Below are 13,745 nucleotides of genomic sequence, written 5' to 3' on the forward strand. Positions count from 1 at the left end.
CTCTATATCACCGAAATTCGGGGAGGACTGCCAATGCGTTACACCCAGATGCTGGGCGCCTGCGCGCTCGCCGCGCTGATCGCCGGATGCACCACGCCGTCGGGCGGCGACGAGATCATCGTTACCGGGGCGAAAGCCGACACCGCTAGCCAGAGGCGTGCCCCGCCGCCCCCTCCGCCGCCGCCCCCACCCGCAGCGTCGCCGGACTATGCGCCTCCGCAGGCGGTCGTCGTTACCGGTTCGCGCATGCGGAACGGAGCGGTCATGGAATCGGCTTCGCCAGTGACGGTCGTGACGTCGGACGAGGTCATCGACTCCCAGAGCGGCACGGTCGTCGTCGATCCGGGCTATCGCTATTTCCCGCCGGTTTTCGTGCCGACCCCGCCCAGCCGCGACCAGTATGACGGCGAGGAAGTGTCCCCGGTCAAGCTGGTCTCCGGCGAGCCGGTCTCGACCTTTTCGGTCGATGTCGACACCGGCGCCTATGCCAATGCGCGACGGTTCATTTCCGAAGGGCAGATGCCGCCAAAGGGAGCGGTGCGGACCGAGGAGTTCATCAACTACTTCCGCTACGACTACCCCCGCCCCGGCAGCCCGGCACAACCCTTCACGGTCAACACCGACGTCGCGGCCAGCCCGTGGAACACCGATGCCCGGCTGCTGCGGATCGGCCTGTCCGGTTACGACATGCCCGCGCAGGAGCGGCCGCCGGCCAATCTCGTCTTCCTGCTCGACGTTTCGGGTTCGATGGCGAGCCCCGACAAGCTGCCGCTGGTAAAGACCGCGATGCGTCAGCTGGCCGGACAGCTCTCCGCGAAGGACCGCGTCGCGATCGTCGTCTATGCCGGCGCGGCGGGCCTGGTGCTCGAACCCACCAACGACGAGCGCAAGATCAGGGATGCGCTCGAGCAACTCGAGGCCGGCGGTTCGACCGCAGGCGGCGCGGGGATCGAACTCGCCTATCGCATTGCCGAGAGCAGCCGCATCGCGGGCGGCGTCAACCGCGTGATCCTCGCCACCGACGGCGATTTCAATGTCGGCACCTCCGACCGCGATGCGCTGGTCGAGCTGATCGAAAAGAAGCGCGAGAGCGGCGTTTCGCTGTCGGTGCTCGGCTTCGGGCGCGGCAATCTCAACGACGCGATGATGGAGCAGGTCGCCGACGCCGGGAACGGCAATTATTCCTACATCGACAGCGCTCTCGAGGCGCGCAAGGTGCTCGGCGACGAGATGGGTGCAACGCTCTTCACCATCGCCAAGGACGTGAAGATCCAGGTCGAGTTCAACCCCGCCGTGGTCGGCCAGTACCGCCTGCTCGGATACGAGAACCGCGCGCTGCGCGAAGAAGATTTCGACAATGACGCGGTCGACGCCGGCGATATCGGCGCCGGCCACCAGGTGACCGCAATCTACGAGATCGTGCCCGCCGGTGCGAAGGGCTGGATCCCCGCCCGCCGCTACGAGGACGAGCCCGATGCGCGCGCGAGCGACCTTGCGGCGGAGGCCGCCTTCGTCAAGCTGCGCTACAAGCGCCCCGACGGCGACACCTCGCAGCTGCTGAGCCACGTCGTGCCCGCTTCGGCGCTGCGGAGTGCGCAGGCGCCGCGCGGAGACTTCGCCTTCGCCACCGCGGTCGCGGCCTTCGGCCAGAAGCTGCGCGGCGACGCCCTGCTGGGAAGCTATTCCTATCCGCAGATCGTCGCGCTGGCAGGCCCGCAGCGCGACTTCTGGCGGCAGGAGTTCCTCCAGCTGGTGAAGACCGCCGATACACTCGAATAGGCCGCTTGGCAGGCGGGGCGGATGATGGCTAAAGCGAGCGCCATGCCGATCCGCCCCGTCATTGTCATTCTGGCCGGAGCCCTGCTGACGGGCACGAGCGCCTATTTGCTGGCCGAACCGATGGCGCCGCACTTCATCGACCGGCTCGAGGACCAGGCTTCGCAGGCGATCGCCGAGGCCGGCGGCAGTGCCGTGACTGCGCGCTTCGCCAACGGTGTCGGATCGCTCTCGCGCCACCCGCTGCTCTCGGGCGGCGAGAAGCTCGACGAGGAGACCCGTGCCGAAGTGGCCCGGGCAGTCGCATCGATCCCCGGCGTTGGCGGGGTGACCTGGTCGGATGGCACGCTGCGCGCCGAAAGCGACGAGCCCGCCTACCAGCCGCTCCATTGCCAGGAGGACGTCGAGGGACTGCTCCGCACCCGATCGATCCGCTTCGAGGAAGCGAGTAGCGCGCTGCTGCCCGCGAGCCGAATGCTGCTCGACGAGGTCGCCGAGGCGCTGCGCCCCTGCCTCGGCTCGATCGTGGCGATCACCGGTCATACCGACGATCAGGGTTCGGAACCGGGCAATATCGCGCTCAGCATGCAGCGCGCGCGGGTGGTGCGCGAAGCGCTGGTCCGCCGCGGCATCCCGCGCGATGGCCTTCGCGCCAGCGGGGTCGGCTCGAGCCATCCGGTCGAGGGCCTTGCGCCGAGCGATCCAGCCAATCGCCGGATCGAATTCTCGGTCATCCGCACCGAGCCGCTCCACCCGACCCCGGTCGACACGCCGGGAGCGCGCTGATGCCGCTGTGGTTCGAACTCGCCGCGCTGATGGTTGCCGCCTATGGTGCCGGGGTCGGCATAGGCTGGGCCCTGTGGGGCCGCCAGGAACATGAGGAGGACTAGCCCGTGAACGAATTGCTGCAGACCTACTGGCCCCTGATCGTCGCCGCGCTGGTCGTCGGCATCGCCATCGCCTGGTATGTGTTCCACGCCTCGCGCCGGACGCGCGTGACCGGCACCAGCCGCGACGTGCTCGATGAAGGCGCGGCACCGGCGGAACGCAACCGCGCGCTGATCGACAGCGCCCCCGCGGCAACGCCGATGGAGCCGCCCGCCGGTGTGGCGCCCACTGCGCCCTCGGCAGGGACCGACGATTTGACGCGGATCAAGGGCCTCGGCCCCAAGCTCGCCGCAACGCTTCATGGGCTGGGCGTCACGAGTTTCGCGCAGATCGCCTCATGGGACGAAAACGAGATCGACCGGATCGATGCCGAGCTCGGCCGTTTCCAGGGTCGAATCCGCCGCGACGACTGGGTCGGCCAGGCGAAGTTTCTGGCCCAAGGCGACGATACCGGCTTCGCCGAACGTTACGGAAAGCTGAGCTGACGGCGGAACAATATCTCTCCTTCGGCATTCGAGTCCATTGGGTCGGTATGCGAGGAGAGCGAATATGGGTCAGCAACTACGCGTGCTCGTCGCCGAGGATGAACTCATCGTCGGCTACGACCTGTGCGATACGGTCGCCGAAGCCGGTTACGACGTCGAAGGGCCGTTCGAGGATTTGTCCTCGGCCATGCTCGCCTATCAGCGGTCCAAGCCCGACATCGCCATTCTCGACGTCCAACTGGGCGACGGAATCGTCTATCCGCTCGCCGAGCAGATGATGGCCGAAGACGTGAAGGTGATCTTCCACTCCGGCCAGTTGACCCCCGGCGAGGTCTCGCAACGCTTCCCCAACGCGCAGGCCTTGAGCAAGCCGTGCCCGCCTGCCGCGGTGATCGACAGCATTCAGCGCGCGGCCGACGCGGCCTGACGGTTCCGTTCCGGGGCTGCCGGAACGTCGGGACGGCATCATCCATTCTCCAGGCAGAACCCATGCTCTGTCAGGAAAGGAAGCCGCATGTCGCTCCCCAAGATGATCGCCGCCCACCCGCAAGTGAAGAACGAGACCGAAGAACTCGTCCTCGCCGCGCGGCACGCCATGCTCTGTTCGCTGTTCTGCACCAGCTGCGCCGACGCCTGCGTGGCTGAGGACATGGACATGGCGCAGTGCATCCGCAATTGCCTCGACTGCGCCGATGTCTGCGCCGCGACCGCGCGGCTCGCCACGCGTCGGACGGCGCAGAATATCGAGGTGCTGCGAGCGCAGATCGAAGCCTGCATCACGGCCTGCGAGACCTGCGCGGAGGAATGCGCGGGCCACGACAACCCGCACTGCAAGCTTTGCGCCGAAATGTGCCGCGAATGCGCGGAGGATTGCCGAAAGGCGTTGCCGCTGGTGAAGTGAGTGATCCCAAGCCTGCGCGGGTCTTGCCCCGCGCGGGCAACCCTGCCAGTGGCACGGTTGAAACAGAGGAGACCACATGGCCGGTATGGTGCCTTTCGCCTGGGACGATCCCTTCAACCTCGACGACCAGCTGACCGAGGACGAGCGGATGATCCGCGACGCCGCCCACGCCTTCGCGCAGGGCGAGCTGCAGCCGCGGGTGATCGAGAACTTCTCGAACGAAGTCGACGATCCCGAACTCTTCCCGATGATGGGCGAAGCCGGCCTTCTCGGCGCCACCGTGCCCGAGGAATATGGCGGCGCGGGCGCCAGCTACGTCGCCTACGGCCTGATCGCGCGCGAGATCGAACGCGTCGATTCGGGCTACCGCTCGATGGCCAGCGTCCAGTCGAGCCTCGTGATGTACCCGATCCATGCCTATGGGTCGGAGGAACAGCGCAAGAAATACCTGCCCGGTCTCGCCAGCGGAAAGCTGATCGGCTGCTTCGGCCTGACCGAGCCCGACGCCGGCAGCGACCCTGCAGGCATGAAGACCGTCGCGAAGAAGGTCGACGGCGGCTACGTCATCTCGGGTTCGAAGACCTGGATCTCGAACTCGCCCTTCGCCGATGTCTTCGTCGTCTGGGCGAAGAGCGAGGCGCATGGCGGCGGAATCCGCGGCTTCGTGCTCGAAAAGGGGATGAAGGGGCTCTCCGCCCCCAAGATCAAGGGCAAGCTGAGCCTCCGCGCCTCGACCACCGGCATGATCGTGATGGACGAGGTCGAGGTCGGCGAAGATGCCCTGCTTCCCGAGGTGCAGGGCCTGAAGGGCCCGTTCGGCTGCCTCAACCGCGCGCGCTACGGCATCAGCTGGGGCGCGATGGGCGCCGCCGAATTCTGCATGCATGCCGCGCGGCAATACGGGCTGGACCGGCACCAGTTCGGCGTCCCGCTCGCCAGCAAGCAGCTCTACCAGTTGAAGCTCGCCGATATGATGACCGAGATATCACTTGGACTTCAATCGAGCTTGAGGGTTGGCCGCTTGATGGACGAGGGCAAGTTTGCGCCAGAGATGATCTCGATCGTCAAGCGCAACAATGTCGGCAAGGCGCTCGATATCGCGCGCAAATCGCGCGACATGCACGGCGGCAACGGCATTTCGGAGGAATACCAGGTGATCCGCCACATGGTGAACCTCGAGACGGTCAACACCTACGAGGGCACGCATGACGTCCATGCGCTGATCCTCGGCCGCGCCATCACGGGGATCGCTGCGTTTTGATCAGGCTTCACGGATATTATCGCAGCTCGACCTCCTACCGCCTGCGCATCGCGCTGGAGCTGAAGCGGCTCGAATACGAATATGTCCCGGTAAACCTGCTTACCTCCGAACAGAAGGGCGAAGCCTTCACCAGCCGCAACCCGTTCGGCTCGGTCCCGCTGCTCGAGGTCGACGGCAGGGACTACGTCCAGTCGATGGCGCAGATCGAGTGGCTCGACGAGGCCTTTCCCGAGCGCCCGCTGCTGCCCGAGGCCATCGAGGACCGCTACGTCGCGCGCGAACTGGCCTATGCCATCGCCACCGAGCTGCATGCACCGCTCAACCTGCCGGTACTCAAGTATCTCGCCAACGAATACGGCAAGTCGCAGGACGAGATCGGCGCCTGGTATCGCCACTGGCTCGCCCGGACGCTCGATCCGCTCGAGGCGCGCCTCGCGCAGCTCGACACGGGCGAATTCCTGTTCGACGCCCCCGGCTTCTTCGAGGTCTGCCTGCTGCCGCAGGTCTATAATGCGCGGCGCTTCGAGTTCGATTTCGGCGACAAGCCGCATATCGAGCGGATCGAAAAGGCCTGCCTCGCATTGCCTGAATTCCAGCGCGCCCATCCCGACGCGCAGCCCGACAACCCAGAAAACCAGTAAGAGAGGCCAACCATGAAGCTCGCCACACTCAAGGACGGAACCCGCGACGGCAAGCTGGTGGTCGTGTCGAAGGACCTCACCCGCTATTGCGCCGCCGACAACATCGCGCCGACGCTGCAGGCCGCACTCGACAATTGGGAAGAGATCGCGCCGAAGCTCGAGGCGCTCTACACTGACGTCGAGCATCAGGCCGTGCCGTGCGAGCGCTTCCACGAGCGCGAGGCGCATTCGCCGCTGCCGCGCGCTTACCAGTGGGCCGACGGCTCGGCCTACATCAACCACGTCGAACTGGTGCGCAAGGCACGCGGCGCCGAGGTGCCGGAGAGCTTCTATCACGACCCGCTGATGTATCAGGGCGGCAGCGACACCTTCCTCGCCCCGCGCGACGACATCCCGCTCAAGGACACCAGCTGGGGCTGCGACATGGAAGGTGAGATCGCGGTCATCACCGACGACGTGCCGATGGGCGTGTCGAAGGAGGATGCGGCGGGCCACATCAAGCTGGTCATGCTGGTCAACGACGTTTCGCTGCGCGGGCTGATCCCGGACGAGCTGGCCAAGGGCTTCGGCTTTTTCCAGTCGAAACCCGCCAGCGCCTTCAGCCCCGTCGCGGTGACCCCCGACGAGCTTGGCGATGCCTGGCAGGGCAGCGTCATCCACCTGCCGTTGATGGTCGACTACAACGGCCAGCCCTTCGGCCGGGCCAATGCCGGGGTCGATGCGACCTTCAGCCTCGCCGACCTCGTCGCGCATGCCGCCAAGACACGCGATCTCGGCGCTGGGACGATCATCGGTTCGGGCACCGTCTCCAACCAGGGCCCCGACGGCGATCCCGGCAAGCCAGTGGCAGAGGGCGGTCTCGGCTACAGCTGCATCGCCGAAATCCGCATGATCGAGACCATCGCCCAGGGCGAAGCCAAGACGCGCTTCATGGCGCCGGGCGACACCGTCCGCGTCGAGATGAAGGACGCCGAAGGGCATTCGATCTTCGGCGCGATCGAGCAGGTGGTCGTCCAGGCCTGATGCGAAAAGGGCGGCTAGCCGGCCGCCCTTCCCACTCGGCTGCTCGCTTCGCCTACATCGAGCGGGCGATCAGCATCTTCATGACCTCGTTCGAACCGCCGAAGATGCGCGCGATGCGCGTGTCGCGATACATGCGCGCGATCGGGTATTCGTTGATATAGCCCGCCCCGCCGTGGAGCTGGAGGCACTTGTCGACCACCTCGCTCTGCAGCTCGGTGACCCAGTACTTGGCCATCGCCGCGGTCGCCACATCGAGCTCGCCCTTGAGCAGCTTGGCGATGCAATCGTTGACGAACACGCGCGCCGCGGTGCCGCGCGCCTTGAGGTCGGCGAGCACGAACTGGGTGTTCTGGAAATCCCAGATCGTCTGCCCGAAAGCCTTGCGGTTCTTGACGTAGTCGAGCGTGACTTCGAGCGCCTTCTCGATCCCCGTCGCCGCGCCCATGGCGATCACCAGGCGCTCCTGCGCAAGCTCGCCCATCAGCTGGTAGAAGCCCTTGCCCTCGACCCCACCGAGCACGTTTTCCGCCGGGACGAAGACATTGTCGAAGAACAGCTCGGAGGTATCCGCCGCGTCGAGCCCGACCTTGTCGAGCTTCTTGCCGCGCTGGAAGCCTTCCGCCCCCTCGGTCTCGAGCAGCATCAGCGAGATGCCCTTGGCGCGCTCGTTGGGATCGGTCTTGGCCACGACGATGATGAAATCGGCGGTCTGGCCGTTCGAGATATAGGTCTTGGACCCGTTGATACGGTAGCCGTTGCCATCCTTGAGCGCGGTGGTGGTGATGCTCTGGAGGTCGCTGCCGACGCCCGGTTCGGTCATGGCGATGGCGCTGACCAGTTCGCCGGTGACCAGCTTGGGCAGGTATTTCTGCTTCTGCTCCTCGGTCCCGTGGCGCACCAGATAAGGAAGAATGATGGTATTGTGCAGGCTCGCAGCGAAGCCTTCGACGCCGTGCTTGGCCTGCTGGTCGATCACCACCATGTCGTGGCGGAAGTCGCCGCCATGGCCGCCGTATTCCTCGGGGACCGAGACGCCGAGCAGGCCCGCCGCCCCCGCCTCGTTCCAGAACTCGCGTTCGACCTGGCCGTCCTCGCGCCATTTCATGATCCGCTTCTGCGGCGCGTGCTGCTGGTAGAACTTGCCCACGGCATCGGCGAAGATGGCGATCTCCTCGTCTTCCATGAACTCGGGCTGGGGTACGTCGATTACGGGCATCTCTCTGGTCCTCTCGGGTGTTCTCGTGTCGCGCTGAAGGGTCTTACTTGCCCTTCCAGTTCGGCGCGCGTTTCTCGGCAAATGCGGCGGCGCCCTCGCGTGCGTCCTCGGAAACGAAGACCGGCGCGATCAGCTGCGTCTGACGGGTGTAACGCTCGTCCATCGGCCAGCCGCGCGACTGCTTGATGACCTGCTTGGAGACGCGCACCGCGAGCGGGCCGTTGGCGACGATGCTCTTGGCAAGGTCCTTCGCGCCGGCCAGCGCATCGTCGGTCACGCGGTTGATCAGGCCGAGTTCGTAGGCGCGCGCGGCGGTGATGAAATCGCCGGTCAGCGCCAGCTCCATCGCGATCCGTTCGGGAATCTGGTCGGGCAGCATCATCACCCCGCCCGCCGCCGCGACGAGGCCGCGCTTGACCTCGGGAATGCCGAATTTCGCGCCCGCATCGGCGACCACGAGGTCACAGGCGATCATCAGTTCGAGCCCACCGGCGAGCGCATAGCCCTCGACCGCGGCGATCAGCGGCTTTTCGGGTGGCTTCTGTACGATGCCGCCGAAGCCGCGTCCCTCGATGCTGGGCGACTCGCCGCGCAGGAAGCCCTTGAGGTCCATGCCCGAGCAGAAGGTGCCGCCCGCGCCGGTCAGGATGCCGACCCGCAGGCTATCGTCGCTGTCGAGCCGGTCCATCGCCGCGGCGATGCCTTCCGCCGCGGCCTTGGTCATCGCGTTCTTGGCTTCGGGACGGTTGATCGTGACGACCAGGATGCCGTCCTCCTCGCTCGTCAGTACCTCTTCGCTCACACCTCTCTCCCATTGCAATTTGAAACTTGCCTTGCGCCATTGCTGGGCTACGCTTACGCAAACGTCAACCGTTATCAGAGCTGAGAGGAAGAGCCATGGCCGAAGCCTATATCATCGACGCAGTCCGGACGCCGCGCGGCATCGGCAAGCCCGGCAAGGGCGCGCTGTCGCACCTCCATCCGCAGCATCTCGCGGCCACCGTGCTCGGCGCCTTGCGCGAGCGCAACGACCTCGACACGACGACGGTCGACGACATCATCTGGTCGACCAGCAGCCAGAACGGCAAGCAGGGCGGTGACCTCGGCCGCATGGCTGCGCTCGCGGCGGGCTATGACATCAGCGCCAGCGGCACCACGCTCGACCGCTTCTGCGGCGGCGGCATCACCTCGGTGAACCTCGCTGCTGCAACGGTGATGAGCGGCATGGAAGACTGCGTCATCGCCGGCGGCACCGAGATGATGAGCTACACCGCCGCCTTCGCCGCCGAACAGGCCAATGCCGGCCTGCCCCCCCGGCTGATGGGATCGGGCAACGAAGCGCTCGACGTGCTCCACCCGCAGAGCCACCAGGGCGTCTGCGGCGACGCGATCGCCAGCATGGAAGGCATCGACCGTGAGGCGCTCGACGCGCTCGCGCTGGTCAGCCAGCAGCGCGCCAAGCGCGCGATCGACGAGGGCCGCTTCGACAAGTCGGTAGTGCCCGTGCTCAACGAAGACGGCAGTGTAGCGCTCGACCACGAGGAATTCCCGCGCCCCGAAACCACCGCGGAAGGCCTGGCCGCGCTCAATCCGAGCTTCGCCAAGCTCGCCGATTTCGAGATCGGCGGCACGACTTTCCGCAAGCAGATCAACCGCAAGTATCCCGATCTCGAGATCGAGCACTTCCACCATGCCGGCAACAGCTCGGGCGTGGTCGACGGCGCGGCGGCGCTGCTGATCACCTCGGAAGGCTACGCGAAAGAACACGGCCTCAAGCCGCGCGGTCGCATCGTCGCCTACGCCAACCAGGGCGACTGCCCGACGCTGATGCTCAACGCCCCCGTCCCGGCGGCGAAGAAGGTGCTCGAAAAGGCGGGCATGACCAAGGATGACATCGACGTCTGGGAAATCAACGAGGCCTTCTCGGTCGTCGCCGAAAAGTTCATCCGCGACCTCGATCTCGACCGCGAGAAGGTCAACATCAACGGCGGGGCGATGGCATTGGGCCATCCGATCGGCGCGACGGGCTCGATCCTCATCGGCACCGCGCTCGACGAACTCGAGCGTTCGGGCGGCCGGTACGGCCTCGTCACCATGTGCGCCGCAGGCGGCATGGCACCGGCGATCATCGTTGAGCGGGTCGACGATTTCGTCGGTTGACGCCGCATGAGCATGCGCGCCCTCGCCTAAGCAAGCGAAAGCGGCTAGAGGGCGCGCCATGCATTTCCTAGACCAGGCCAAGATCTACTTGAAGTCGGGTGCCGGCGGCCCCGGCGCTGTCAGTTTCCGGCGCGAAAAATACATCGAATACGGCGGCCCCGACGGCGGCAATGGCGGCAAGGGCGGCGACATCGTCTTCGAAGCCGTCCAGGGCCTCAACACGCTGATCGACTTCCGTTACGCGCAGCACTTCAAGGCGAAGCGCGGCGAGCACGGCCAGGGCAAGGACCGGACCGGTGCGGGCGCGCCCGACCTCGTGATCAAGGTCCCCGTCGGGACGCAGGTGCTGAGCGAGGACAAGGAAGAGGTGCTCGCCGACTTCACCGAGGTCGGCCAGCAGGTCGTCTTCCTCGAAGGCGGCATGGGGGGCCGGGGCAACGCCAGCTACAAGACCAGCACCAACCGCGCCCCGCGCCAGCACCAGCCGGGCGAACCGGGCGAGGAGATGTGGGTCTGGCTGCGGCTCAAGCTGCTCGCCGATGTCGGCCTGCTGGGCCTCCCCAATGCGGGCAAGTCGACCTTCATCAACCAGGTCTCCAACGCCAAGGCCAAGGTCGGCCATTACGCCTTCACCACGCTGGTGCCCAAGCTCGGCGTGGTTACGCACAAGGGCCGCGAATTCGTCCTTGCCGACATTCCCGGCCTGATCGAGGGTGCCGCCGACGGCGCGGGCATCGGCGATCGCTTCCTCGGCCATATCGAACGCTGCCGCGTGCTGATCCACCTGATCGACATCTCGGGCGACGATCCAGCCGAGGCTTACAAGACCGTCAACGCCGAGCTCGAGGCCTATGGCAGCGGGCTGGCCGACAAGCCGCAACTCGTCGCGCTCAACAAGCTCGACCTCGCCGACGAGGAACTGGGCCAGGGTTTCGCCGAGGAACTGCTCGCCGCGGGGGCAGACAAGGTCTTCAACATCTCGGGCGCGACCGGCGCCGGCATTTCGGAATTGCTCGACGGAGTTCTCGCCTACCTGCCCGATCGCACCTCGACCGAGACCCACGCCGAAGAGGTCGAGGACGAGGGCGAGGAACCCGACTGGTCGCCGATCTAGCCTGCCACTCGCCCGAGCGGGCTTGATCGGACCATCCGCAAATTCCCGCTTCGCTTGCCCAAAGCGATCCCGGCTTTCGCAGGGGTCGCGCTTTGGTTAGGGCTGGATACGTGACCTCGATCGCCACCCTTGCCGATTTGCGCAGCGCGTGCCGCCTGGTGATCAAGGTCGGTTCGGCTTTGCTGGTCGAACGCGGCGCGCCGCGTGCCGATTGGCTCGCCACGCTCGCGGCCGAAATCGCGGAATTGCGCCAGCACGCGGAGGTGATCGTCGTCTCCTCGGGCGCGATCGCGCTCGGCGCGGCCCGCCTCCGCCTCGCGAAAGGTGGGCGCGGCAGCCTCGCCGATGCGCAGGCTTCGGCTTCGGTCGGCCAGGTCGAACTCGCACGCCTGTGGTCCGACGCGCTGGGCCTGCACGGCATCACCGCGGCACAGATGCTGGTGACCTTGGGCGATCTCGAGGATCGGCGGCGCTATCTCAACGCCTCGGCCACGCTCGCGCGGCTGCTCGAAGCCGGCGCAGTGCCGGTGGTCAACGAGAACGACAGCGTCGCCACCGAGGAAATCCGCTTCGGCGACAACGACCGCCTCGCCGCCCGCGTCGCGCAGGCGGCGGGGGCCGATGCGGTGCTGCTGCTCTCGGACGTCGACGGCCTCTACGACCGCGATCCGCGCGAGGCCGGCGCGGTGCTGCTCGAGCGAGTCGACGGCGTCACGCCCGAAATCATGGCCATGGCCAGCGGCGCATCCTCCTCGGGGCTCGGATCGGGCGGGATGCGCGCCAAGCTGCAGGCAGCGCAGATCGCCGAACGCGCGGGGATCGCCCTCGTCATCGCCAACGGCACCCACCCCTCCCCGCTCACGCGCGCACTCGACCAGGGGATCGGCACGCTGTTCCTCCCACAGGCCGATGCCAGCGCGCGCAAGGCCTGGCTCGGCGGTCGCCTCGCGCCCGCGGGCGTGCTCTCGGTCGATGCCGGCTGTATGAACGCGCTCGATCAGGGCGCCAGCGTGCTGGCCGCCGGTATCATCGAGGTCGAGGGCGATTTCGCCCGCGGCGACCTCGTCGCGGTCCACGGGCCCAAGGGCGAACGCCTGGGCCAGGGGCTGGTCGAATATACCGCGAGCGAATGCCGTGCGATCCTCGGCCTGCGGCAGGAGCAGCAGGCCGACCGGCTCGGCTATGCCCCGCGCGCCGCGGTGATCCACCGCGACCACATGGTGCGCGCATGACGATCGCGCTGACCGGGGCCACCGGCTTCGTCGGGCAGGCGGTACTCGATGCCTGCCGCCGCGCAGGCGAGCCCGTCTGCGCGCTGACCCGGCGGCCGCAGGAGGCCTGCGAGCATGTCACATGGGTCGAAGGCGATTTGGCCAGCGCCGGCGGCCTCGGCCTGCTGTGCCGCGATGCCGACGCGATCGTCCATGTCGCCGGCCTCACCAATACGCCCGACCCGGCCGAGTTCGAAGAGGCCAATGTCGGCGGGACCGAGCGGCTGATCGGCGTCGCCAGGGAAGCCAGGCTGAAGCGCTTCATCTTCGTGTCCTCGCTCTCCGCGCGCGAACCCGGCCTGTCGGCCTATGGCGCCTCCAAGGCGCGCGCCGAAAAGCTGGTCGAGGCGAGCGGGCTCGACTGGACGATCGTCCGCCCGCCGGGCGTCTACGGACCGCGCGATATCGACTATTTCGAGATGTTCCGCAGCGCGAAATACGGCTTCGTGCCGCTGCCTCCCGGCGGAGCCAGCTCGATCATCCATGTCGACGACCTCGCGCGGCTCCTGCTCGCGCTGGTCGATGCCCCGCCCGCGCTCGTGCGCCACCGCATCTTCGAACCCGACGACGGGCGCGAAGGCGGCTGGGCGCACAAGGAACTCGCGCGCGCGATCGGCAAGGCGGTGGGCCGCCCCGTCTTCGCGCCGCACCTTCCGCGCCCCGTGCTCGAAGCTGCCGCCCGGTTCGACCGGCTGCTGCGCGGCGACAAGGCGCGGCTGACCGCCGACCGGGTCGGTTACATGACCCACCCCAACTGGGTGGCGCGCTCGGCCTACACGGTCCCGGCCGCCGTGTGGCAACCGCGTATCGAGGGCGAAGAGGGGCTCGCCGCCACTGCCGATTGGTACCGCGCGGAAGGCTGGCTCTGAAAGTCTGGACTTTCGCGCGCGATTGCACGAAAGGCGCGGGACGCCATGGGCCGGCTTAGCTCAGTTGGTAGAGCACCTGATTTGTAATCAGGGGGCCGCGGGTTCGAATCCTGCAGCCGGCACCATCGGATCCCGATCGC

14 protein-coding genes and 1 tRNA gene are annotated in these 13,745 nt (G+C 67.0%); 13 read left to right on the top strand and 2 right to left on the bottom strand.

Translation table 11 applies throughout. The annotated features are described in order from the left end of the window. Positions 1 to 33 precede the first annotated feature (33 nt). From K3181_RS02790 to K3181_RS02825, 8 genes are all read left to right on the top strand, one after another. On the top strand, positions 34 to 1,779 hold the full coding sequence (locus K3181_RS02790) for a vWA domain-containing protein (RefSeq protein ID WP_221600571.1): 1,746 nt from the start codon (positions 34 to 36) through the stop codon (positions 1,777 to 1,779). 42 nt (positions 1,780 to 1,821) lie between these two features. Beyond that, positions 1,822 to 2,562 carry an OmpA family protein gene (locus K3181_RS02795; RefSeq protein WP_247714841.1) on the top strand — a complete coding sequence of 247 codons (741 nt, stop codon included), beginning with the start codon at positions 1,822 to 1,824 and terminating at the stop codon, positions 2,560 to 2,562. A 107-nt stretch (positions 2,563 to 2,669) separates the two neighbouring features. Then, the gene (locus K3181_RS02800; protein WP_221600572.1) at positions 2,670 to 3,149 is read left to right on the top strand and encodes a hypothetical protein; all 480 of its coding nucleotides are present in this window, start codon (positions 2,670 to 2,672) and stop codon (positions 3,147 to 3,149) included. A gap of 64 nt (positions 3,150 to 3,213) precedes the next feature. After that, on the top strand, positions 3,214 to 3,576 hold the full coding sequence (locus K3181_RS02805) for a response regulator (RefSeq protein ID WP_247714842.1): 363 nt from the start codon (positions 3,214 to 3,216) through the stop codon (positions 3,574 to 3,576). Between the two features lie 87 nt (positions 3,577 to 3,663). Further along, positions 3,664 to 4,050 carry a four-helix bundle copper-binding protein gene (locus K3181_RS02810; RefSeq protein WP_221600574.1) on the top strand — a complete coding sequence of 129 codons (387 nt, stop codon included), beginning with the start codon at positions 3,664 to 3,666 and terminating at the stop codon, positions 4,048 to 4,050. A gap of 85 nt (positions 4,051 to 4,135) precedes the next feature. Beyond that, positions 4,136 to 5,311, top strand: coding sequence for an acyl-CoA dehydrogenase (locus K3181_RS02815; RefSeq protein ID WP_221602806.1), 1,176 nt, complete (start codon positions 4,136 to 4,138; stop codon positions 5,309 to 5,311). After that, complete coding sequence (gene maiA, locus K3181_RS02820) at positions 5,311 to 5,952, top strand: maleylacetoacetate isomerase (protein WP_221602807.1); 642 nt, start codon at positions 5,311 to 5,313, stop codon at positions 5,950 to 5,952. The genes K3181_RS02815 and maiA overlap by 1 nt, the downstream gene beginning before the upstream one ends. A gap of 12 nt (positions 5,953 to 5,964) precedes the next feature. Beyond that, complete coding sequence (locus tag K3181_RS02825) at positions 5,965 to 6,975, top strand: fumarylacetoacetate hydrolase family protein (RefSeq protein ID WP_221600575.1); 1,011 nt, start codon at positions 5,965 to 5,967, stop codon at positions 6,973 to 6,975. 52 nt (positions 6,976 to 7,027) lie between these two features. Here K3181_RS02825 and K3181_RS02830 read toward each other — a convergent pair whose 3' ends face one another. Both K3181_RS02830 and K3181_RS02835 read right to left on the bottom strand, forming a co-directional pair. Then, positions 7,028 to 8,191, bottom strand: a complete 1,164-nt coding sequence (locus K3181_RS02830) for an acyl-CoA dehydrogenase family protein (protein ID WP_221600577.1) — start codon at positions 8,189 to 8,191, stop codon at positions 7,028 to 7,030. 43 nt (positions 8,192 to 8,234) lie between these two features. After that, positions 8,235 to 8,993, bottom strand: a complete 759-nt coding sequence (locus K3181_RS02835) for a crotonase/enoyl-CoA hydratase family protein (protein WP_221600607.1) — start codon at positions 8,991 to 8,993, stop codon at positions 8,235 to 8,237. A gap of 95 nt (positions 8,994 to 9,088) precedes the next feature. Here K3181_RS02835 and K3181_RS02840 point away from each other — a divergent pair, with 95 nt between their 5' ends. From K3181_RS02840 to K3181_RS02860, 5 genes are all read left to right on the top strand, one after another. Beyond that, positions 9,089 to 10,351: an acetyl-CoA C-acetyltransferase gene (locus K3181_RS02840; protein WP_221600609.1), complete on the top strand. Its 1,263-nt coding sequence runs from the start codon at positions 9,089 to 9,091 to the stop codon at positions 10,349 to 10,351. Between the two features lie 58 nt (positions 10,352 to 10,409). Continuing rightward, positions 10,410 to 11,465 carry a GTPase ObgE gene (gene obgE, locus K3181_RS02845; protein ID WP_221600611.1) on the top strand — a complete coding sequence of 352 codons (1,056 nt, stop codon included), beginning with the start codon at positions 10,410 to 10,412 and terminating at the stop codon, positions 11,463 to 11,465. A 110-nt stretch (positions 11,466 to 11,575) separates the two neighbouring features. Next, a complete protein-coding gene (gene proB, locus K3181_RS02850) occupies positions 11,576 to 12,697 on the top strand; it encodes a glutamate 5-kinase (protein ID WP_425594532.1) in 1,122 nt (373 codons plus the stop codon). After that, positions 12,694 to 13,605 (top strand): NAD-dependent epimerase/dehydratase family protein, encoded by a 912-nt coding sequence (locus K3181_RS02855; protein ID WP_221600612.1) that lies wholly within the window; start codon positions 12,694 to 12,696, stop codon positions 13,603 to 13,605. The genes proB and K3181_RS02855 overlap by 4 nt, the downstream gene beginning before the upstream one ends. A 49-nt stretch (positions 13,606 to 13,654) precedes the next feature. Further along, positions 13,655 to 13,730: transfer RNA gene (locus K3181_RS02860), tRNA-Thr, on the top strand. Positions 13,731 to 13,745 lie beyond the last annotated feature (15 nt).

Origin of the sequence: Qipengyuania mesophila, from assembly GCF_019711655.1 — a bacterium.
Classification (GTDB): Bacteria; Pseudomonadota; Alphaproteobacteria; order Sphingomonadales; family Sphingomonadaceae; genus Qipengyuania; species Qipengyuania mesophila.

What these genes read in the sequence shown, in the direction of transcription:
- K3181_RS02790 (WP_221600571.1), top strand. Translation starts at nt 34, where the DNA reads ATGCGTTACACCCAGATGCTGGGCGCCTGCGCGCTCGCCGCGCTGATC.
- K3181_RS02855 (WP_221600612.1), top strand. Translation starts at nt 12,694, where the DNA reads ATGACGATCGCGCTGACCGGGGCCACCGGCTTCGTCGGGCAGGCGGTA.
- K3181_RS02840 (WP_221600609.1), top strand. Translation starts at nt 9,089, where the DNA reads ATGGCCGAAGCCTATATCATCGACGCAGTCCGGACGCCGCGCGGCATC.
- K3181_RS02830 (WP_221600577.1), bottom strand. Translation starts at nt 8,191, where the DNA reads ATGCCCGTAATCGACGTACCCCAGCCCGAGTTCATGGAAGACGAGGAG.
- K3181_RS02825 (WP_221600575.1), top strand. Translation starts at nt 5,965, where the DNA reads ATGAAGCTCGCCACACTCAAGGACGGAACCCGCGACGGCAAGCTGGTG.
- K3181_RS02815 (WP_221602806.1), top strand. Translation starts at nt 4,136, where the DNA reads ATGGTGCCTTTCGCCTGGGACGATCCCTTCAACCTCGACGACCAGCTG.
- K3181_RS02810 (WP_221600574.1), top strand. Translation starts at nt 3,664, where the DNA reads ATGTCGCTCCCCAAGATGATCGCCGCCCACCCGCAAGTGAAGAACGAG.
- K3181_RS02805 (WP_247714842.1), top strand. Translation starts at nt 3,214, where the DNA reads ATGGGTCAGCAACTACGCGTGCTCGTCGCCGAGGATGAACTCATCGTC.
- K3181_RS02795 (WP_247714841.1), top strand. Translation starts at nt 1,822, where the DNA reads ATGCCGATCCGCCCCGTCATTGTCATTCTGGCCGGAGCCCTGCTGACG.
- obgE (WP_221600611.1), top strand. Translation starts at nt 10,410, where the DNA reads ATGCATTTCCTAGACCAGGCCAAGATCTACTTGAAGTCGGGTGCCGGC.